The sequence below is a fragment of the Paraburkholderia bengalensis genome (genome assembly GCF_037126505.1).
Taxonomy (GTDB): Bacteria; Pseudomonadota; Gammaproteobacteria; order Burkholderiales; family Burkholderiaceae; genus Paraburkholderia; species Paraburkholderia bengalensis.
Genome location: NZ_JACFYJ010000123.1, coordinates 1 through 20,028, shown reverse-complemented (window position 1 = coordinate 20,028; position 20,028 = coordinate 1). Strand labels below are relative to the sequence as shown.

At 64.8% G+C, this 20,028-nt stretch carries 18 protein-coding genes; all 18 read left to right on the top strand.

The annotated features are described in order from the left end of the window. The coding region (gene cheB / locus H3V53_RS38120; RefSeq protein WP_336602250.1) for a chemotaxis-specific protein-glutamate methyltransferase CheB at positions 1–685 on the top strand (685 nt) is incomplete at its 5' end. 74 nt (positions 686–759) lie between these two features. Continuing rightward, positions 760–1,155: a chemotaxis response regulator CheY gene (gene cheY / locus H3V53_RS38115; protein ID WP_054918291.1), complete on the top strand. Its 396-nt coding sequence runs from the start codon at positions 760–762 to the stop codon at positions 1,153–1,155. A gap of 1 nt (position 1,156) precedes the next feature. After that, complete coding sequence (cheZ, locus tag H3V53_RS38110; RefSeq protein ID WP_336602249.1) at positions 1,157–1,876, top strand: protein phosphatase CheZ; 720 nt, start codon at positions 1,157–1,159, stop codon at positions 1,874–1,876. Between the two features lie 364 nt (positions 1,877–2,240). Further along, the gene (locus H3V53_RS38105; RefSeq protein ID WP_336602248.1) at positions 2,241–2,834 is read left to right on the top strand and encodes a DUF2844 domain-containing protein; all 594 of its coding nucleotides are present in this window, start codon (positions 2,241–2,243) and stop codon (positions 2,832–2,834) included. Between the two features lie 15 nt (positions 2,835–2,849). Next, positions 2,850–4,118, top strand: coding sequence for a DUF3443 domain-containing protein (locus H3V53_RS38100; RefSeq protein WP_336602247.1), 1,269 nt, complete (start codon positions 2,850–2,852; stop codon positions 4,116–4,118). Between the two features lie 230 nt (positions 4,119–4,348). Beyond that, on the top strand, positions 4,349–5,344 hold the full coding sequence (gene pseB / locus H3V53_RS38095) for a UDP-N-acetylglucosamine 4,6-dehydratase (inverting) (RefSeq protein ID WP_336602246.1): 996 nt from the start codon (positions 4,349–4,351) through the stop codon (positions 5,342–5,344). Beyond that, on the top strand, positions 5,341–6,510 hold the full coding sequence (pseC, locus tag H3V53_RS38090) for a UDP-4-amino-4,6-dideoxy-N-acetyl-beta-L-altrosamine transaminase (RefSeq protein WP_336602245.1): 1,170 nt from the start codon (positions 5,341–5,343) through the stop codon (positions 6,508–6,510). The genes pseB and pseC overlap by 4 nt, the downstream gene beginning before the upstream one ends. After that, on the top strand, positions 6,507–7,577 hold the full coding sequence (locus H3V53_RS38085) for an N-acetylneuraminate synthase family protein (RefSeq protein ID WP_336602244.1): 1,071 nt from the start codon (positions 6,507–6,509) through the stop codon (positions 7,575–7,577). The genes pseC and H3V53_RS38085 overlap by 4 nt, the downstream gene beginning before the upstream one ends. After that, positions 7,570–8,259, top strand: coding sequence for an acylneuraminate cytidylyltransferase family protein (locus H3V53_RS38080; RefSeq protein ID WP_336602243.1), 690 nt, complete (start codon positions 7,570–7,572; stop codon positions 8,257–8,259). Before H3V53_RS38085 ends, H3V53_RS38080 begins: the two co-directional genes overlap by 8 nt. After that, on the top strand, positions 8,256–9,299 hold the full coding sequence (gene pseG / locus H3V53_RS38075; RefSeq protein WP_336602242.1) for a UDP-2,4-diacetamido-2,4,6-trideoxy-beta-L-altropyranose hydrolase: 1,044 nt from the start codon (positions 8,256–8,258) through the stop codon (positions 9,297–9,299). Before H3V53_RS38080 ends, pseG begins: the two co-directional genes overlap by 4 nt. Positions 9,300–9,307: 8 nt before the next feature. Then, positions 9,308–10,402, top strand: coding sequence for an N-acetylneuraminate synthase family protein (locus tag H3V53_RS38070; protein WP_336602241.1), 1,095 nt, complete (start codon positions 9,308–9,310; stop codon positions 10,400–10,402). Between the two features lie 45 nt (positions 10,403–10,447). Continuing rightward, entirely contained in the window at positions 10,448–11,146 is a 699-nt protein-coding gene (locus H3V53_RS38065) for a WbqC family protein (protein ID WP_336602240.1), read from the top strand. Next, complete coding sequence (locus tag H3V53_RS38060) at positions 11,143–11,805, top strand: class I SAM-dependent methyltransferase (protein ID WP_336602239.1); 663 nt, start codon at positions 11,143–11,145, stop codon at positions 11,803–11,805. Before H3V53_RS38065 ends, H3V53_RS38060 begins: the two co-directional genes overlap by 4 nt. Then, positions 11,802–12,500, top strand: a complete 699-nt coding sequence (locus H3V53_RS38055; RefSeq protein ID WP_336602238.1) for a PIG-L deacetylase family protein — start codon at positions 11,802–11,804, stop codon at positions 12,498–12,500. The genes H3V53_RS38060 and H3V53_RS38055 overlap by 4 nt, the downstream gene beginning before the upstream one ends. A gap of 2 nt (positions 12,501–12,502) precedes the next feature. After that, a complete protein-coding gene (locus tag H3V53_RS38050) occupies positions 12,503–13,759 on the top strand; it encodes a class I SAM-dependent methyltransferase (RefSeq protein WP_336602237.1) in 1,257 nt (418 codons plus the stop codon). Beyond that, on the top strand, positions 13,756–15,762 hold the full coding sequence (locus tag H3V53_RS38045; RefSeq protein WP_336602236.1) for a class I SAM-dependent methyltransferase: 2,007 nt from the start codon (positions 13,756–13,758) through the stop codon (positions 15,760–15,762). The genes H3V53_RS38050 and H3V53_RS38045 overlap by 4 nt, the downstream gene beginning before the upstream one ends. 196 nt (positions 15,763–15,958) lie before the next feature. Beyond that, positions 15,959–17,170 carry a flagellar biosynthesis protein FlhB gene (gene flhB / locus H3V53_RS38040; RefSeq protein ID WP_336602251.1) on the top strand — a complete coding sequence of 404 codons (1,212 nt, stop codon included), beginning with the start codon at positions 15,959–15,961 and terminating at the stop codon, positions 17,168–17,170. Further along, positions 17,167–19,266 (top strand): flagellar biosynthesis protein FlhA, encoded by a 2,100-nt coding sequence (gene flhA, locus H3V53_RS38035; protein WP_336602235.1) that lies wholly within the window; start codon positions 17,167–17,169, stop codon positions 19,264–19,266. The genes flhB and flhA overlap by 4 nt, the downstream gene beginning before the upstream one ends. Positions 19,267–20,028: the final 762 nt, after the last annotated feature.

Below are 20,028 nucleotides of genomic sequence, written 5' to 3'. Positions count from 1 at the left end.
CGCGCCCGCGCAGCACGCGGCTGCCAGCGCCGCTCACGCGGCAGCGGCCGCCGCGTCGCCGGCGCCGCTGTTCAACAACCCGCTCGTGTCGACGGAAAAGCTGATCATCGTCGGCGCGTCGACGGGCGGCACGGAAGCCATCCGCGAAGTGCTCCTGCCGCTGCCGCCCGATGCGCCCGCCGTGCTGATCGCGCAGCACATGCCGCCCGGCTTCACAAAATCTTTTGCGCAACGCCTTAATGGTTTGTGCAGGATTACCGTTAAAGAGGCAGAGCATGGCGAACGCGTGCTGCCGGGACATGCGTATATCGCGCCCGGCCACGCCCACCTCTTGCTCGCCCGAAGCGGTGCCAACTATATTGCGCATCTGTCAGACGACCCACCGGTCAACCGGCATCGTCCGTCTGTCGATGTGTTGTTCCGCTCGGCCGCGCAGCATGCGGGGAAGAACGCCGTCGGCGTGATTCTCACGGGCATGGGCCGCGACGGTGCGGCGGGCCTGCTGGACATGCGCAAAGCGGGCGCGTACACGCTCGCGCAGGACGAAGCGAGCTGCATCGTGTTCGGCATGCCGCGCGAGGCGATCGCGATGGGCGCCGCCGACGAGATCGTGTCGCTGTCGGAAATGAGCCGGCGCGTGATGGCGCGTCTTGCTGCCATGGGCGATCGCGTTCAGCGCGTATGATGCGGCCTCGGCCAACTATTTGAGACAGGTCGATAGACCACCGCACGAACTGGATTGGGGAAAAGGAACAGGAAATGGATAAGGGAATGAAGATTCTGGTTGTGGACGACTTTCCGACGATGCGCCGGATCGTCCGCAACCTGCTCAAGGAGCTGGGCTACTCGAACGTCGACGAAGCGGAAGACGGCGCAGCGGGCCTTGCGCGCCTGCGCAGCGGCACCTACGAGTTCGTGATTTCGGACTGGAACATGCCGAACCTCGACGGCCTCGCGATGCTGAAGGAAATCCGCGCGGACGCGACGCTGTCGCATCTGCCCGTGCTGATGGTGACGGCGGAATCGAAGAAGGAGAACATCATCGCGGCGGCTCAGGCGGGCGCGAGCGGCTACGTGGTGAAGCCGTTCACGGCAGCGACGCTCGACGAGAAGCTCAACAAGATTCTCGAGAAGATGGCCAAGACGGGGAGCTGATGTGAACCCACCGATCAACGAGCAAGGCGCCCGGGAAGACGGTACCGACCTCGCGACCGACCGCATCCTTGCCCGCATCGGACAGCTGACGCGCACGCTGCGCGACTCGATGCGCGAGCTGGGCATCGACAAGCATGTCGAGCGCGCGGCGGAGGCGGTGCCGGACGCTCGCGACCGTCTGAAATACATCGCGACGATGACGGAGCAGGCCGCCGAGCGCGTGCTGACTTCGATCGAGATCGCCAAGCCGCTGCAGGAGCAGTTGCAGAAGGACGCGGCCGAACTCGACGCGCGCTGGGAGCAATGGTACGCGGCGCCCATCGAGCGCGAGGAAGTGCGCGCGTTGATGAACGACACGCGCACGTTCTTGCGCGGCGTGCCCGAAGTCACGACGGCGACCAACGCGCAACTGCTCGAGATCATGCTGGCGCAGGACTTCCAGGATCTGACGGGTCAGGTGATCAAGAAGATCACGGACGTCGTGTACCTGATCGAGCAGCAGCTGCTCGGCGTGCTGATCGACAACATCGCGGCCGAGCGCCGCGAGCAGTTCGCGGCGACGGCGGCGCAGCTCGTCGCGGAAACGCAGCACGACCCCGTTTCCCCGACGGGCAGTCCGCAAAGCCTGCTCAACGGCCCGCAGATCAACCCGGAAGGCAAGACGGACGTCGTCCAGGATCAGGGTCAGGTCGACGATCTGCTGGCGAGCCTCGGCTTCTGACCGCTTGTGACGGCTTTAGACCGTTTCGGGCTGCTGTGAGGTCTCCGAAGAGGCTGCAAACGCTTCACCCGCGAGGCGCCCATGCGCTTCGCGTGACGCCCGGCGCGCCAGCCGGGCGGCGCGCAATGTCCGCCGCGCCGATGCGAAGCGCATCGGCGGGTCTGCCTTCGCACAATTCCTAACGGATTGCCGTCACCATCCGCTGGCATACTACGGCCTGGGGAGGACGGTCCGTGGCGCGCAAGCGCGCCGCATCGCGCACGCCGGCTGCACGGCGCGGCGCGCCGTGACTCCCCTGAATCAACAAGCCGGGCCCGCCATTTGCGTGCCCTGTCCGCTGTCGATTTGTGGGAGGTGCGCAACCATGCCGATTCGCTTCAGCCGCGTTGCCGTTGCTGTCGCTTCAGGACTGTGCTGCTCGCTGGCCGCGCTGCTCGCTCCGCATTCCGCGAGCGCCGCGCTAGGCGGCAGCCCCATGACGCCGCCCGCCGGGTCGAGCGTCACCACCAGCACCGTGAATGTGCCGTCGAACGGCCAGGCCGTGGCGCGCAGCGCGTCGGCGGGCAGTTCGGGCGCCGCTTCGTCGCCGGCGTCTTCCGGCACCTCCGCCACGTCTGCCACGTCTGCCACGTCCGCCGCCTCGTACACCGTGCGCCAGACGACGCTCAACAACGGCACGGCGGTGCGCGAGTACATCGCCCCGGATGGCAGCGTGTTCGGCCTCGCGTGGAGCGGGCCGCAGATGCCCGATCTGTCGGAACTGCTCGGCGGCTATTTCCCGCAATACGTCGCCGGTGTGACGAGCGCGCGCGCGGCGCGCGGCGGCGGGCATGGCCCCGGCATCGTGCGGGACAGCGGGCTCGTCGTGCATTCGGGCGGCCACATGGGCGCGTTCGCGGGCCAGGCGTATCTGCCGCGGGCGTTGCCCGCCGGCGTGAGCGGCACCGATATCCAGTGACGACGGGAGACCACTATGCGATTTGCGTTGAAGCTCGAAGGGTGCATCCGCGTCATGAAGTCCGCGCTCGCCGTCTCCGTCGTCGCGATGACGGCTTTCGTGGCGGGCTGCGGCGGCGGGGGCGGCGATTCGTCGTCATCGTCGTCGAACAACAATAGCGGCCCCAACCAGCAGCCGATCGCGGCGAACGCGGCGAACACCGTGGCCGTGTCCGTCGACCGCGGCATTGCGGGCGCCATCAACATACCGACCGTCACGGTCACCGTCTGCGCGCCGAATTCCACCAGCAACTGCGCGACGATCGACCATGTACTGCTCGACACCGGCTCGTATGGCTTGCGCGTCGTCAATTCGGCGCTCGGCTCGCTCGCGAACTCGCTTCCCGTCCAGCAGGCGACGGCGGGCGGCGTGCTCGCCGAATGCACGCAGTTCGCGGACGGCTTCACATGGGGCACGACACGCACGGCGACCGTGAAAATCAGCGGCGAAGTGGCGAACAACATCCCGATCCAGGTCATCGGCGACCTCGACAATTCGACGGTTCCGGCAAAGGGCTGTGTCAACGGTGCCAACGAGAGTTCGGCGCAGGCGCTCGGCACGAAAGGCATTCTCGGCATCGGCGTGGCGCCCGTGGATTGCGGCACGCGCTGCTCGACGCAGTCGATCGCCCAGGACAGCAGCATTTACTACGCGTGCCCGAATGGGACGAACTGCACGCAGACGGTCGCCGAAACGTCCAAGCAGGTGGCCAACCCGGTGCACAACTTCCCCGTCGACAACAACGGCGTGATCGTGCAGATGATGCCGATTCCGTCGAACGGCGCGGCGTCGGCGACCGGGACCGTCGTGTTCGGCATCGGCACGCAGTCGAACAACGCCAATACGGCAGGCTCGACCTACACGACCGACCAGTCCGGCGACTTTCCCGTCGCCAACCAGTCGAACACCGTGTTTCTCGATTCAGGGTCGAACGGCTACTTCTTCCAGGACAACACGCTGCCGACCTGCACGAACCTGACGGATTTCTATTGCCCCACTTCGACCCAGCAGCGCACCGTGAATCTGGTCGGCACAAATGGCGCGAAGGGCAGCGTCAATATCAGCATCGCGAACGCGCAGACGCTGCTCAACAACACCAGCAACTTCGCCTTCAATGACCTGGGCGGCCACGTCGACTCCATACCGGGGACTGACCTCGGCATTCCGTTCTTCTATGGCCGTTACGTCTACTACGGCATGGACAAGCGCGCGACGGGCGGCGCGGCGCCGTTCGTCGCGTTCTAGCATTCCCCCACCTCCGCTCTCCCAGCCAAACCCGTTTCGCGCCCGCCCGTCGGCGCGAAACGGCGCTGCAGCGGCCGCCCGCTCAGTGCTTCCAGCGTGACTCCGATTCACCGAAATGCCTGAGATTCCCTCTCTTTATCCCCGAATTGTCAGTCGACGAAGCCGGGAATAATTGCCATCAATCGGAGCAGTGCTCCCTGAAAAAATGGCCAAGACGAAGGAAACGGGCGATGTTTGACAACAAGTCGATCTTCATAACCGGTGGAACGGGGTCGTTCGGCCAGAAATTCATCAAGACGTTGCTGGAATCCCACCGGCCGGCGCGGATTGTCGTGTTCTCCCGTGACGAGCTGAAGCAATATGAAATGCAGCAGGTGTTCAACGATCCCTGCATGCGCTACTTCATCGGCGACGTGCGCGATGCTAACCGCCTCGTCCAGGGCATGCGCGGCATCGACTACGTGGTCCACGCGGCCGCGCTCAAGCAGGTTCCCGCCGCCGAGTACAACCCGACGGAATGCATCCGGACTAACGTGAACGGCGCGGAAAACGTCATCAACGCGGCGATCGAAAGCGGCGTCGAGAAAGTGATCGCGCTGTCGACCGACAAGGCCGCCAGCCCGATCAACCTGTACGGCGCAACGAAGTTGCTGTCGGACAAGCTGTTCATCGCGGCGAACAACGTGACAGGCGGCCACAAGACGCGTTTCGCGGTGGTGCGCTACGGGAATGTCGTCGGCTCACGCGGTTCGGTCGTGCCGTTCTTCCGCAGGCTGATCGCCGAAGGTGCAGACAGCCTGCCTATCACCGATCCGCGCATGACGCGCTTCTGGATCCAGCTCGAACACGGCGCGAAGTTCGTGATGAAGAATTTCGCGCGCATGCAGGGCGGCGAGCTGTTCGTGCCGAAGATTCCTTCCGTGAGGATCACGGATCTGGCGACGGCGATGGCGCCGAACCTGCCGCAGCGCACGGTCGGCATTCGCCCCGGTGAAAAGCTGCACGAAATGATGATTTCGCGTGACGACAGCATGAACACCATCGAGTATGACGATCACTATGTGATCAAGCCGTCGATCCGCTTCGTGGTGCAGGGTGACTACACTGAGAACGCGCTCGGGGAGAGGGGCAAGCCGGTGCGGGAAGGCTTCGAATACATGTCGGACAGCAACGGGGATTTTCTCGACATCGATCAACTGATGAAGCTGGATCGCCTGACGCGATGAGCACTACCATTCCCTACGGGCGGCAGTCGATCGACGACGCGGACGTCGCGTGCGTGATCGAAGTGCTGCGATCTGCGTGGCTCACGCAAGGGCCGGCTATCCGGCGCTTCGAGGAGCAGGTCGCGCAGTACTGCGGCGCGCGTTACGCCGTCGCTGTATCGAACGCGACGGCCGCGCTGCACGTGGCCTGCCTTGCGCTCGGACTCGGGCCGGGCGATCTGCTGTGGACCTCGCCGAATACGTTTGTCGCATCGGCGAACTGCGCGCTGTACTGTGGTGCGGACGTCGATTTTGTCGACATCGATCTGCGCACACTGAACATGTCGGTCGATCATCTCGCAGAGAAGCTGGAAATAGCCGAGCGCGCCGGGCGATTGCCGAAGGTAGTCGTGCCCGTGCATTTCGCGGGGCAATCGTGCGAGATGGAGGCGTTGCACGCGCTGTCGCAGCGCTATGGTTTCGCGCTGCTCGAAGACGCGTCGCACGCGATCGGCGGGCGCTATCAGGATGTGCCCGTCGGCAGTTGCCGGCATGCCGATGCAACCGTTTTCAGCTTCCATCCCGTGAAGATCGTCACGACGGGCGAAGGCGGCATGGTGCTCACCAATCGCGAAGACCTGCATCAGGCGCTGCTGCGTTTCCGCTCGCACGGCATCACGCGCGACCCGCGGCAGTGGCAGGGCGAACCCGACGGACCCTGGAGCTATCAGCAGCTCGATCTCGGCTTCAACTACCGGATGACGGATATCCAGGCGGCGCTGGGGGCAAGCCAGATGCAGCGCGTCGATGCATTCGTCGCCCGCAGGCAGACGCTGGTCGAGCGCTATCGGCGCGCGTTTGCCGCGCTGCCGCTGAAGATGCCCGAGCAGATGCACGACGCGGCGCCTGCGTGGCACCTGCAAGTCGTGATGCTCGACGACGCCGCATGGCGCCGTCCGATGTACGACGCGCTGCACGCGCAAGGCGTGCTCGCCAACGTCCACTATCAGCCTGTCTATTTGCAGCCGTACTACCGCGCGCGCGGCTTCGAGCCCGGCTATTGCCCGAATGCGGAGCACTATTACGACCGCGCGCTGAGCCTGCCGCTCTTTCCTTCCATGTCGGACGACGACTTCGACAAGGTCGTCGCGATATTCAGCAACACACTCAGAGAGATAGCATCATGACGGTTCATTTCGGCAAGCGGGCAGTAGGCGATGGTCAACCCTGCTTCATCACGTATGAAGCCGGTCCGACGCATGACAGCTTTGCCTCCGCCAAGCGCCTCGTGAAGCTGGCCGCTGATGCCGGCGCCGATGCGGTCAAGTTCCAGATTTTCGATCCCGACCGCCTGGTCGCGGACAAGAAGCTCACGTTCAGCTACGAGGTGCTCGTCGATCGCAAAACGGGCCAGACGGAGAAGATCGAGGAATCGCTGTATGAGATTCTGCGCCGCCGCTGTCTCGCCGAATCGGAATGGCGCGAGCTGAAGGCGTTCTGCGATGAACTCGGCGTCGCGTTCTTCTCGACGGTGTCGTTCGAAGAAGATGTGCGGCTGCTGGAAAGCCTCGGCTGCGCGTCGATCAAGATCGCTTCGGCGGACGTGAATCACTTTCCGCTGCTGCGTCTCGCGGCGCGCACGGGCATGTGCCTGCAACTCGACACGGGCAACGCGAGCCTCGGCGAAGTCGAAGCGGCCGTCGACGTGATCCGCTCCGAAGGCAACGAGAACATCATCATTCACCAGTGCCCGTCGGGTTATCCGGCACGTCTGTCGAGCATCAACCTGAACGTCATTCCGACGTTGAAGCGCATGTTCCCGTATCCCGTCGCGTTCTCGGATCACACGCCCGGCTGGGATATGGACGTCGCCGCGCTTGCGCTGGGTGCGAACCTGCTCGAAAAGACCATCACGGAAGACCGCACCACTCGCAGCGTCGAACACGTGTTCTCGCTCGAACCGCATGAAATGCGCGCGTTCATCACAGCGATCCGCGACGTCGAGACGGCGCTCGGCAGCAACCGCCGCGTGATGCATCGGGAAGAACTGGTGTCGCGCAAGCGCGTGCGCCGCAGCGTCTACCTGAAGGACACGGCGCGCGCGGGTCAGAAGCTGTCGGAAGTGGCCGTCGAGTTCCGCCGTCCCGGTTTCGGCGTCGGCCCGGACCGCTACGAAGAACTGCTCGACGCGAAGCTCGTGCGCGATCTGCCCGCCGGCCACGTGCTCGCGTTCGACGACCTGAGCCATGGCTAAGCTCGCGCTGATTCCGGCGCGCGGCGGCTCGAAACGGCTGCCGCGCAAGAACGTGATGCCGTTCATGGGCCGCCCGATCATCGCGTGGACCATCGAGGCCGCGCAGCAAGCCGGACTGTTCGACGACATCGTGGTCTCGACGGAAGACGCCGAGATCGCCGAAATCGCCCGCGCGTGCGGCGCGCATGTCGATCTTCGCAACGCCGATCTGGCGCGCGACGAATCGACCATCGCCGATGTCGCGCGCGAGCTCCTGTTGCGCCGGCGCAGCCAGGGACGCAACGATCAGACGCTTTGCTGCCTCTACGCGACGGCGCCGCTGCGCACGGCCGCCGACATCCGCGCGACGATGGCGCTGCTCAACGAACCCGGCTGCCGCTTCGCGATCGCCGCGACGCCGTTTACACACTATGCGCATCAGGCTTTACGCATGTCGGACGGCGGCAAGGTGGAACCGATGTGGCCGGAACTGTGCAATCTGCGCGGCAGCGAAGTGGGCACGCTGGTGGCCGGTAACGGCAGCACGTATGCCGTCGACGTGGATGCGTTTCTCGCGCACGGCGAGTTCTACGGTCCCGGCATGCGCGCGCATCTGATGCCGTTCGCGCGCTCGGTGGATATCGATACGGCCGACGATTTTCTCGTCGCCGAATGCTTCGCAAGGGCAGCGGGACTGGCATGAACCGACGCGTGCTTTTTCGCGCAGACAGCGGTGTGGCGATTGGCAGCGGGCATCTCGTGCGGTCGATGGCGCTCGCGCGCGAATTCGCGGCGCAGGGCGCGCAAGTCGCGTTCGTGTGCCGCGAGCGTTCCGGCGCGCTGCTCGATCTGCCGCGCGAAGCCGGTTATGCGCTGCACGTGCTGAATGAAGATACAGCCCGCTCGCAGGAAGATGACGCGCACGAAACGCAACGTTTCGCGCAGCGTTGGGAAGCAGATCTTGCCGTCGTCGATCATTACGCGCTCGACGCGCGTTGGGAAAGCATCGTGCGCGGGTCGACGGGCGCGCTGCTCGCCATCGACGATCTCGCCGACCGCCCGCATGCTGGTGACTGGCTGCTCGATCAGAACGACTGTGCGCCGCGCGCACAGCGCTACGCGCGGTGGGTGAGCGCGGACTGCGCGTTACTGCTCGGCCCGCGCTTTGCGCTCGTGCATCCCGAATTCCGCGCCGCGCGTGCACGCGTCGCGCCGCGCGACGGCACGTTGCATCGCATCGTGCTGTTCTTCAGCGGCAGCGACGATACGAACGAAACCGCGAAGGCATTGCAAGGTCTCGCGATGCTGGACACGCGGCCATTGCATATCGACGTGGTGATCGGCGCAACGCATCCCGACGCGCGCGGCATCGACGAGACGTGCAGCCACCACGGCTGGCATTTTCATCAACAGATCGGCTACATGGCCGACCTGCTCGCGGCCGCCGATCTTTGTGTCGGCAGCGCGGGCAGTTCGAGCTGGGAGCGCTGCATTCTCGGCGCGCCTGCAATCGTCGTGCAACTCGCCGACAACCAGCGTGAAGTGATCCACGCGCTGACGCAGCAGGGCTGCGCGCGCTCGCTCGGCGACGCGCGCGACGTGCGGCCCGCCGATTACGCCAGCGCGATCGCGGCGCTGAACGCGGCCGACCTCGCGGCGATGTCGCGTGCGGGCATGGAATGGATCGACGGGCAGGGCGCCGCGCGCGTGGTCTGCGCCGTCGCGCAACGGATCGCTGAATAGGACACATCATGCAACGACAGATCCAGATCGGAACCCGCACCATCGGCCCGGGCGAAGCGCCGTTCACGATCGCGGAAGTAGGCATCAACCACAACGGTGACTTTGAGCGCGCCTGCCGCATGATCGAAGTCGCGAAGGCATCGAACGCCGATGCCGTTAAGTTCCAGACCTTCAAGGCCGTCGAGTTTTGCGGCGACCCGCAGCAGCAGTTCACGTATCAGTCGCAGGGCGTGTCCGTCACGGAATCGATGTTGGCGATGTTCCAGCGCTACGAATTCACCCGCGAGCAATGGTTCGCGCTGAAGGCGCACTGCGACAAGGTCGGCATCACGTTTCTGTCGACGCCGCAAAACACTAGCGACCTCGAACTGCTGCTCGAAGTCGGCGTGCCCGCGCTGAAAGTAGGTTCCGACGATTTCACCAATCTGCCGCTGATCCGCCGCTATGCCGGCACGGGCAAGCCGCTGATCCTGTCGTGCGGCATGAGCGATATCGGCGAAGTGCACGATGCGCTGGACGCCGCCGGCTGGTACGACGGTCATCCCGTCGTGCTGCTGCTGTGCACGTCGCAATATCCGACGCCGCCGCAGGACGTCAACATTCGCAAGCTAACGACGTTGCGCCGCGCGTTCGAAGGCTTGCCCGTCGGTTTCTCGGATCACACGCAAGGGCCGCTCGCGGCGTCGCTCGCGACGGCGCTCGGCGCGTGCGTGTTCGAAAAGCACTTCACGCTGTCGCACGATTTGCCCGGTCCCGACCACTGGTTCTCCGAAGAACCCGCCGGACTCGCGCAATGGGTTGACAGCATCCGCACCGCGCACACCATGCTCGGCAGCCGCCTCGTGCGCCCGACGCACGCGGAACTCGACATGCGCATACTCGCGCGCCGCAGCCTCGTCGTGCTGCGCGACATCGCCGCTGGCGACGTGCTGAGCGCCGACAACATCGGCGCGCGGCGGCCGGGCGGCGGACTTGCGCCCGACATGATCGACCAGGTGCTCGGCATGACGGCGCATCGCGCGTTGAAGGCGGGCGAGCGCCTGTCGCTCGGCGACATGCAGCCGGCGGCTCAGCGCGCGGAGGCGGCGCATGCGCAAGCGTGAAGTCGCAATGCGCGCGACGAGCGCAGTGAGAGCGAAGGGCGCGCGATGACCCGCGTTCTGTCCGCGCATCAGCCCGCGTATCTGCCGTGGCTCGGCTATTTCGACAAGATCGCGCGCGCCGACGTGTTCGTCTATCTCGACACTGTGCAGTTCGAGAAAAACAGCTTCACGAACCGCAACCGCATTCTCGGCGCGAACGGCCCGATGTGGCTGACGGTGCCCGTGCGGCAGAAAGGCCATCTCGGCGCGACGCTGCAAACACTCGAAATCGACGACAGCCAGCCGTGGCGCGACAAGCATCTGAAGTCGATTGCGCTCAGTTACCGCAAGGCGCCCGGCTTCGAGCAGAAGTTCGCGAAGCTGCAGGCGCTGTACCACGAGCCCGGCGCGTTGCTCGCCGACCATTGCTGGACGCAGCTCAAGTTCTGGATGAATGAACTTCGCGTGGAGACGCGCGTCGTGCGTTCGAGCGAGTTGCCGCCGATGGGCAGGAAATCGGATCTCGTGCTCGACCTGTGCCGCCATTTCGGCGCCGACGCGTACCTGTCGGGCAAGCTCGGGCGCGACTATCTCGACGAAAGCGCGTTCGCGGCGGACGGCATCGCCGTGACGTATCAGGACTATCGGTGCGCGCCATACCCGCAGATTCACGGCAGCTTCGTGCCCGCGCTCGGCATCGTCGATGCATGGATGAACAGTGAAGCACCGTTGTCGAACCTTATTGCCGGAGTAGTCCAATCATGAGTTTCTCAGCAGCCTGGGAAGACGCGTTCCGTCAGGGCGGGCACGACAGCCGTTGGCCCTGGTCGGATCTCGTCAGCATGACGAAGCGCCATGCGCGCACGCTCGACGAGACGAGCCGTGTGCTGGAGATTGGCTGCGGCGCGGGCGCGAACATTCCGTTTCTGCTGACCACGGGCGCGCAGTATTTCGCCGTCGAAGGCAGTGCTGCCGCCGCCGCCAAGGCGCGCGACCGCTTTGCGACGCTGGGCGCGCAGATCCACACGGGTGACTTCATCGACGATATGCCGTTCAGCGGCGAATTCGACGTGATCGTCGACCGCGCGGCGATGACCCACAACGACGAAGCGTCGATCCGGCGCGGCCTCGCGAAGCTGGCGGCGAAGCTCAAGCCGTCGGGCCTTTACATCGGCATCGACTGGTTTTCGACGAAGCACGACGGGTTTCGCACAGGCGAGGCAACGAGCGACGAGCGCACGCGCGAGCACTTCACGTCGGGACCGTTCGCGGGCGTCGGCCGCGTGCATTTCAGCGACGAAGCGCATCTGCGCGACCTGTTCGCGGGTTACGAGTTTCTCGCGCTCGAAGAGAAGGTGACGGAAGTCGCGTTGCCGACGCGCGGCGTGCTGGCGTCGTGGAACTTCGTCGCGAGGAAGCCATGAGCGGCCGCCCGGTGCTCGTCGTGGCTGCGCATCCCGACGACGAAATTCTCGGCTGCGGCGCGACGATGGCTGCGCACGCCGCGCGCGGCGACGACGTGCACGTCGCGATTCTCGCGCAAGGGCTGACGAGCCGCGGCGAAGCGAGCCGCGAGGAATTCGCGTTGCTGCATGCGCAGGCGTCGCGCGCGAACGCGATCGTCGGCGCGAAGTCGCTGAAGCTTTTCGAGCTTCCCGATAACCGGCTGGACAGCGTCGCGCTGCTCGACATCGTGAAAGTGATCGAGGAACTGGTCAATCAGTACCAGCCGCAAACCGTGTACACGCATTTCGGCGGCGATCTGAACATCGATCATCGCCGCACATACGAAGCCGTGATGACCGCGTGCCGCCCGCTTCCGGGCCAGTGTGTCGAGCAGGTTTTGTGTTTCGAGGTCCAGTCGTCGACGGAATGGAGCCCGGCGGGAGCGTTGCCCGCGTTCGTCCCGAACTGGTTCAACGACATCGAACAGACACTCGACCGTAAAGTCGAGGCGCTTGCCGCCTACGCATCCGAGATGCGGCCGTTTCCGCACGCGCGCTCGCTGGAAGCCGTCCGGCATCTGGCAGCGTGGCGCGGCGCGTCGGTCGGCTGCCAGGCAGCGGAAGCATTCATGCTCGCGCGTCAGCGCGTCCTTATTCAAGGTCCAAAGGATTGAAAGTGAACAAACAGGAACAGGATCTGATCGCCTGGAAGACGGGCGCGTGGAAAGATCCGAAGATGGTCGCGTGGTACTCGGGCCGCATGTTCGAGAACTCGGGCACGAACCGCCTGAAGAATCTGGTCGAAACGGAACTGTGCGCGCGCTACACCGTCGGCACCGACGTGGTCGATGTCGGCATCGGCACGGGCCGCGCGTCGCTGCCGCTGCTGTCGAAGGGTTACCGCCTCGCCGGGACCGATAGCTCGCAGGCCATGCTCGATGAGTGCCGCAGGCTCGCGGGCGATTATCCGATCGAACTGGTGCCGGGCGACGTCACGGCATTGCCGTTCGACAGCAGCCGCTTCGACACGCTGATGTCGCTGAACGTGATGACCCACTTCCCGCACGTGAAGAATGTGCTGCAAGAGTGGAAGCGCATCGTGAAGCCGGGGGGACGGCTGATTTTCGACATCTATTCGCTCGATCACCTGACGTTTTCGCGCGGCGAGGACGTCACCGTCGAATCGCTGATGGAGCAAGGCGCGGGCGCGTTCAATATGCATCTGGCCACCGACGAACTGGTGTCGATCGCCAATCAACTCGGACTGCGTATCGCCGCCGTCGTGCCTTACGGCAGCCTGTTCAGCGGCGAATATCGTCACTGGCGCATGCCCAAGCCGTTGCAGGACACGCACTGGTGGCGCCGCCAGCTGTCGTGGATCAGCGTCGACGACGGCTTCCTCGAAATGGGTGCGTTCCTCGATCAGGAATGGTTCGGCTGCCTCGCGAACCTGACGACGGGCCGCTACATGGTGGTCCTGGACAACGTCGCCGACGAAGCCGCCAATCGCGCGTGGCAAGCCGACGATCTCGAACTGACGCGCTATCTGGCCGCGGGCCAGGTGAAGCTCGAGCAACTCGCGCCACGCCTGAACCTGTCCATTGATGCATGGCGGGAGAAGTTCGACAGTCTGCTCGACCGCGTGCGCACGCGCCCGATCGCGTATTTCCTGCTGACGACGTTTCTGCGCCGGCCGGATGCAATCGACTGGCAAGATCTCGCGCCACGCAACGGCGCCGCGCTGCAGCGTTGGGCCGACGCCGAAATGCTCGATCGGCAGCTGCAGGGTTTTGCGCATTCATGGCATCGCCAGCCGGCCGTCGCGCCGTTGTGCGAGAGCCACGGCATCGATCTCGGCACGTCGCTGGACTATCAGTTGCAACGCAAATTTGTTTCCCTGTTCGTTCCGGGCACGGGTGGAAGCGGCCAATGAAAAAGACAGCTCTGATTTACGCCCTCTGGTCGAAGAATCTGCCGATTCTCGATCACTACCTGCAAACCCGCGTGCGCGCGGTCATCATGCCGGGCCATCTGATCGACGACAGCGTTCGCCAGCTCGTCGCGAACCGCGGCTGCGAACTGCACGTGCTGCCGACGGACGGCTCGGTGCAGCAACTGCACGTCACGCAACGACTGATCGCGCACTTGACGTCCGGTGTCGCCAGCATTGGCCTTGCCGATGATCCCGCGTCGCGCCAGGTGCTCGAATGCATCGCGACGGAGGCTGCGACCAATCTGCCCACCGTCGAAGGCTGGCTGGACGTCCTGGCCTCGCTCGCGCGCGACTACGACATCGAGATCACGGTGCTCAACGAGGACGTGATGCGCGAGGGCAAGACCCTGGCCGCGTGGTCGCGCGCGCACGGCATTCCCGTGCTGCAGATGGCGCACGGCACGGGAATGGGCCGCGACTACGTGGGCGAAACAAGCCTGTCCGATCACATGGCCGTGGCAGGCCGCCGCAGCGCCGAGTACTTCGAGGATCTGGGCCTGCCCGCCGACCACATTCACGTGATCGGCAACCTGCAATGGGAAATCCTGCCTGCCCTCGCGCAGCAGCGTCCGCAACTGCGCGCGGAGCTTGCCAAGGCGTACGCGCTGTCGGCGGATGACCACTGGATCGTCTGGGGCACGACGTGGAACGCGCATCTGAGCGCGCTCGACAACCGCGACGCCGTCGAACAGATGGAAGACGCGTGCCGCACGCTTCTCGCGCTGCACGAGGCGGGCTTGACCAACGTCAAGCTGATCTTCAAGGACCGCCCGGCCATCGCGTCGCTCGACGCGGCGCGCGAGCAGTTCACGCGTATCGCAGCGGCTAACGGCATCACCGACCACGTACGCTTTGCAACGGACGACGGGCGTTACTGGGCCGCGGGCGCGGACGTGACGGTTTCGTACGAGTCCAATCTGGCGATCGAGAGCATGCTGGCCGATGTGCCCGCCATCAACGTCGTTACGGATTTCGGCGTGGTCGCGGGCGGCGCGTTCGGCGCGAATGACGGCGTGCTCGAGGCACCCGCTGCCGAGCTGCCGGCGCTGATCGCGCGGCTCTTCACGGACCCGGCCTTCCGCGCGGCGTCGCTGTGCCGGGACAAGACGCGTTATCACGATGCGGGCACGGCGGGCGTCGCCGTCCGCGCGGCCGAGCTGATCGGCCGTTGCGCACGGGAAATCCGTCCCGCCGCGCCGCAGTACGTGTGGCAGCAATATCTGGACGTCGAATCCGCCGATTCCGTCGAGGCCTACCACGCGTACGGGCGCTCCGATCTGGTGGCGCTGTTCTCGAACAATCCGCGCACGGCCATCGACGTGGGTTGCGCGGCGGGCAGCACGGCCGCGCTGCTCAAGCAGCGTTTCCCGCAATGCCGCGTGTGGGGCGTCGAGATGAACCGCGCCGCGGCGGCGATGGCGAGCCAGAAGATCGATCGGGTGCTGCTCGGCAAGTTCGAGGATTTCGATCTGGAGAGCGAAGGCATTGCGAAAGGCACGCTCGATGCCGTGCTGCTGGCCGACGTGCTGGAGCATATGTACAACCCTTGGGACGTGATGGTGAAACTGCGGCCGTACATGTCGCCGCAGGGGCAACTGGTGCTGAGCATCCCCAATGTGCGCAACCTGACGTTGCTCGATGAACTGAGCAAGGGCAACTGGACTTACGCGTCGGCGGGTTTGCTCGACATCACGCACATCCGCTTCTTCACGCTCGCCGAGATCCGCAAGTTCTGCCGTGAAACGGGCTACCGGATCACGCAGACACTCAATTCGATCGACCGGCGTCTCGAATCGCTGTGGACGGCCAACCAGGGGCAGGCGCTGACGACCATCGATACGGAGCGCATCACGTTGAAAAATCTCACGCGTGATGAATTGATGGAGGTTTGTACCATTCAGTTCTATCTGGTGTTGGAGAAGGAGGCTGCTGCGCACGCGTGAAGGCCGCGGGCGTCGTTTCCCGTTGGCATCCGCGTGGCGCGTTCGTGGCCGGGGCGGGCGCGCCCGCCCCGTCCTCGTTCCATCGCTTGAAATACCCCGTTTTCCCCACCTTTATCCGCCAATCGCGGCTCGACATCTGCAGGAATAATGGCTACCACTGAAAAAGGGCATGGTGCCCTTTCAGCTGGAGAGCGCATTGGCAGAGGATAGCGACCTCGAGAAAACCGAATCAGCCACTCCCCGGCGCCTCGACCAGGCGCGCGAGGACGGGCAGGTCGCGCGTTCGCGGGAGCTGGTCACGTTCGCGCTCGTATCGGCGGGGTTTTTCGGCGCGTGGGGCATGTCAGGGATGATCGGTGACCATGTGCAGACGATGATGCGCACGGCGTTCACGTTCAATCACGCGAGCGTCTTCGACACGAAGCAGACCTGGGCGGGCGCGGGCGTCGTCGCGCGCGAGGGTGCCTATATCCTGCTGCCGCTGCTCGTGCTGACCGGACTCGCCGCGCTCCTTGCGCCGATGGCGCTCGGCGGCTGGCTGCTGTCGACCAAATCGCTCGCGCCGAATTTCGGGCGTCTGGACCCCATCAAGGGTTTTGGCCGCATCTTTTCGCTCAACGGGTTCATCCAGCTCGGCATGTCGCTCGCGAAGATTCTCGTGATCGGGCTGATCGGCGGACTCGCAATCTGGAACCGGCGCGACGACATTCTCGCGCTCGGCACGCAGCCGCTTCACACGGCGCTCGCGAACGCGGCGCACATGATTGCCGTGTGCTGCGCGATGACGGTCGCGGGCATGTTCGTGATCGCCGCGCTCGACGTTCCGTATCAGGTATGGAACTTCCACAAGAAGCTGCGCATGACCAAGGAAGAAGTGAAGCGCGAGCATCGCGAGAGCGAAGGCGATCCGCACGTCAAGGCGCGCCTGCGCTCGCAGCAGCGCGCGATGGCACGCCGCCGGATGATGGCGAACGTGCCGAAGGCGGACGTCGTCGTGACCAACCCGACGCACTTCGCCGTCGCGCTGCAATACACGGATGGCGAAATGGGCGCGCCGAAGGTCGTCGCGAAGGGCGTGAACCTCGTGGCCGCGCGCATCCGCGAGCTGGCCACCGAACACAACATTCCGCTGCTCGAAGCGCCGCCGCTCGCGCGCGCGCTGTATCACAACGTCGAATTGAACCGCGAGATTCCGGGCGCGCTGTACGGCGCCGTCGCGGAAGTGCTCGCATGGGTGTATCAGCTGCGCCGCTTCAAGGAAGACGGCGGCGTCAAGCCCGTCGCGCCGACGGAACTCGAGGTGCCGCCGGAACTGGACAAGGGCGGCGTATCGGACGACGACGCCGACGAGGAAGCAGCCGACGCGCTCGGTGGCGACAACAATCAAGGTAACGGAGCATCAGCATGAACGCCCGCGCGGGTTTCCTTTCACGACGGCCGGACGCGCTGAACGGCACCAACCTGCGGGCACTGGCGGGCCCGCTGCTGATCGTCATGATCCTCGGCATGATGATCCTGCCGTTGCCGCCGTTCCTGCTGGATCTGCTGTTCACGTTCAACATCGCGCTGTCCGTGATGGTGCTGCTCGTCAGCATGTACACGATGAAGCCCCTCGACTTCGCGGCCTTCCCGAGCGTGCTGCTGTTCTCGACGCTGCTGCGGCTGTCGCTGAACGTCGCGTCGACGCGCGTGGTGCTGCTCGAAGGCCACACCGGCCCAGGCGCGGCGGGCGCCGTGATCGAGGCGTTCGGTCACTTCCTCGTGGGCGGCAACTTCGCTGTGGGTATCGTGGTGTTCATCATCCTGATGGTGATCAACTTCATGGTGATCACGAAGGGCGCCGGGCGTATCGCGGAAGTGTCCGCGCGCTTCACGCTCGACGCGATGCCCGGCAAGCAGATGTCGATCGATGCCGACCTGAACGCCGGCATGATCAACGAAGACCAGGCCCGCAAGCGCCGGATGGAAGTGTCGCAGGAAGCCGAGTTCTACGGCTCGATGGACGGCGCGAGCAAGTTCGTGCGCGGCGACGCCGTCGCGGGCCTGCTGATCATGGTGATCAACATTCTGGGCGGGCTGATCGTCGGTGTCGTGCAGCACGGCATGGACTTCGCCGACGCCGGCAAGACCTACACGCTGCTGACGATCGGCGACGGTCTGGTCGCGCAGATTCCGTCGTTGGTGATTTCGACGGCCGCGGGCGTGATCGTGTCGCGCGTCGCGACCAACGAAGACATCGGCACGCAGCTGACGGGCCAGCTGTTCACGAATCCGCGCGTGCTGATGATCACGGGCTCGATCCTCGTGCTGATGGGTCTGATCCCCGGCATGCCGCACTTCGCGTTTCTGCTGCTGGGCGCCGGCGCGATCCAGCTCGGCCGCATGATGAAGACGCGCGCCGCCCGCAGCAAGACGGGCACGGCGCTCGCCGAAGTGGCGCCGCAGGCGCTCGCGCCGACGGAAGCATCGGAGGCGAGCTGGGACGACGTGACGATGATCGACGCGCTCGGGCTCGAAGTCGGCTATCGCCTGATTCCCCTCGTCGACAAGAACTCGGACGGCGAACTGCTCAAGCGTATCAAGAACATCCGCAAGAAGTTCGCGCAGGAAATCGGCTTTCTGCCGCCCGTCATTCACATCCGCGACAACCTCGAACTGCGGCCGAACGGCTACCGGATTGCGCTGAAGGGCGTCGAAGTGGGCATCGGCGAGGCGTATCCGGGCCAGTGGCTCGCGATCAATCCCGGCCAGGTGACGGCCGCGCTGCCCGGCACGCCGACCACGGACCCGGCGTTCGGCCTGCCCGCGATCTGGATCGACACGAACCTGCGCGAGCAGGCGCAGGTGTACGGCTACACGGTGGTCGATTCGAGCACGGTGGTGGCGACGCACCTGAACCATCTGGTCGTCACGCACGCGGCGGAGCTGCTCGGACGTCAGGAAGTGCAGGCGCTGATCGAGCGGATGCAGAAGGATGCGGCGCCGCTCGTCGACGATGTCGTGCCGAAGACCGTGCCTGTCGCGACGCTGCAGAAGGTGCTGCAGAACCTGCTGGAAGAGGGCGTGCCTATTCGCGACATGCGCACGATTCTCGAAGCGCTGTCCGAGCACGGCTCGAAGATCACCGATGCGCACGACTTGACGGCGGCCGTGCGCCTGTCGCTTGGCCGCGCGATTACGCAGCAGTGGTTCCCGGGCAACGGCGACATCCAGGTGATGGGGCTCGACGCGCATCTGGAGCGTCTGTTGAGCCAGGCGCTGGCGACGGGCACGAATCCGGGTCTCGAGCCGGGTCTCGCGAATACGCTGTTGATGGAAACGCAAAAGGCGATGACGCGGCAGCAGAACCTTGGTTTGACGCCTGTGATGCTGGTTCAGCATTCGCTGCGGGCGATGCTTGCCCGGTTTTTACGGCGTAGTTTGCCGCAGTTGAAGGTGCTGTCTTATGCGGAAGTGCCGGATACCCGGCATGTGAGGGTTGTTAATGTGATTGGAGCGCAATAGGTTTTTTTTCTGTCTGCGACGCTGGTGGTGGGCGCTTTTCGCTTTTTCGGTTTTTCGCCTTTGCGGCGCGGGCGTTGTCGTTGGGTGTTGCCCTTTCGCGCGGGCATCCGCGAGGCGGTGTTTGCTGCGCAGGCCATTTTTTCGCTGGCATCCGCGTTGCGCCTACGCGGCGCGGGCGTTGCCCCTGTGCGGGGCGGCACCTACTTTTCTTTGCAGCGGCAAAGAAAAGCAGGCAAAAGAAAGCCGCTCACACCGCCAGCCCGTGTCGTTTCCCACGGGCCCTCGACGTTCCCGCACTTCGCGCCACAACGCGCTGGCTCATGTTCGCTGCCAGCGTTCTCCCTGTCCGCCTCACCGGTTTCGCGCACCCGTACAACGGACAGCCGTGTCTGAAGTTCGATGTTCCATTGCGGCAAACGATGTGTAGCTTGTCTCGCCGTCCAGGGCAGCGCACGGGCCGAAAACCGCCGTGCACCGAGGGTTTCCCGTGTAGTGCGACGGCCGACACAGAGTTTGCCGCATGGCGGCCGAAATTATGCGGTGTGGCTGTTCGATGTGTGGGTGTGTGAAGTGGGTGGGGCGACCAGAAAGATCGTTGGTAACGAGCGCGAACCAGCGCGTTGCAATCTGAAGTGCGGGGACGTCGAGGGCCCGTGGGTAAAGGCACGGGCTGGCGGTGTGAGCGGCTTTCTTTTGCCTGCTTTTCTTTGCCGCTGCAAAGAAAAGTAGGTGCCGCCCCGCACAGGGGCAACGCCCGCGCCG

What these genes read in the sequence shown, in the direction of transcription:
- cheY (WP_054918291.1), top strand. Translation starts at nt 760, where the DNA reads ATGGATAAGGGAATGAAGATTCTGGTTGTGGACGACTTTCCGACGATG.
- H3V53_RS38105 (WP_336602248.1), top strand. Translation starts at nt 2,241, where the DNA reads ATGCCGATTCGCTTCAGCCGCGTTGCCGTTGCTGTCGCTTCAGGACTG.
- H3V53_RS38100 (WP_336602247.1), top strand. Translation starts at nt 2,850, where the DNA reads ATGCGATTTGCGTTGAAGCTCGAAGGGTGCATCCGCGTCATGAAGTCC.
- pseB (WP_336602246.1), top strand. Translation starts at nt 4,349, where the DNA reads ATGTTTGACAACAAGTCGATCTTCATAACCGGTGGAACGGGGTCGTTC.
- pseC (WP_336602245.1), top strand. Translation starts at nt 5,341, where the DNA reads ATGAGCACTACCATTCCCTACGGGCGGCAGTCGATCGACGACGCGGAC.
- H3V53_RS38085 (WP_336602244.1), top strand. Translation starts at nt 6,507, where the DNA reads ATGACGGTTCATTTCGGCAAGCGGGCAGTAGGCGATGGTCAACCCTGC.
- H3V53_RS38080 (WP_336602243.1), top strand. Translation starts at nt 7,570, where the DNA reads ATGGCTAAGCTCGCGCTGATTCCGGCGCGCGGCGGCTCGAAACGGCTG.
- pseG (WP_336602242.1), top strand. Translation starts at nt 8,256, where the DNA reads ATGAACCGACGCGTGCTTTTTCGCGCAGACAGCGGTGTGGCGATTGGC.
- H3V53_RS38070 (WP_336602241.1), top strand. Translation starts at nt 9,308, where the DNA reads ATGCAACGACAGATCCAGATCGGAACCCGCACCATCGGCCCGGGCGAA.
- H3V53_RS38065 (WP_336602240.1), top strand. Translation starts at nt 10,448, where the DNA reads ATGACCCGCGTTCTGTCCGCGCATCAGCCCGCGTATCTGCCGTGGCTC.
- H3V53_RS38060 (WP_336602239.1), top strand. Translation starts at nt 11,143, where the DNA reads ATGAGTTTCTCAGCAGCCTGGGAAGACGCGTTCCGTCAGGGCGGGCAC.
- H3V53_RS38055 (WP_336602238.1), top strand. Translation starts at nt 11,802, where the DNA reads ATGAGCGGCCGCCCGGTGCTCGTCGTGGCTGCGCATCCCGACGACGAA.
- H3V53_RS38045 (WP_336602236.1), top strand. Translation starts at nt 13,756, where the DNA reads ATGAAAAAGACAGCTCTGATTTACGCCCTCTGGTCGAAGAATCTGCCG.
- flhA (WP_336602235.1), top strand. Translation starts at nt 17,167, where the DNA reads ATGAACGCCCGCGCGGGTTTCCTTTCACGACGGCCGGACGCGCTGAAC.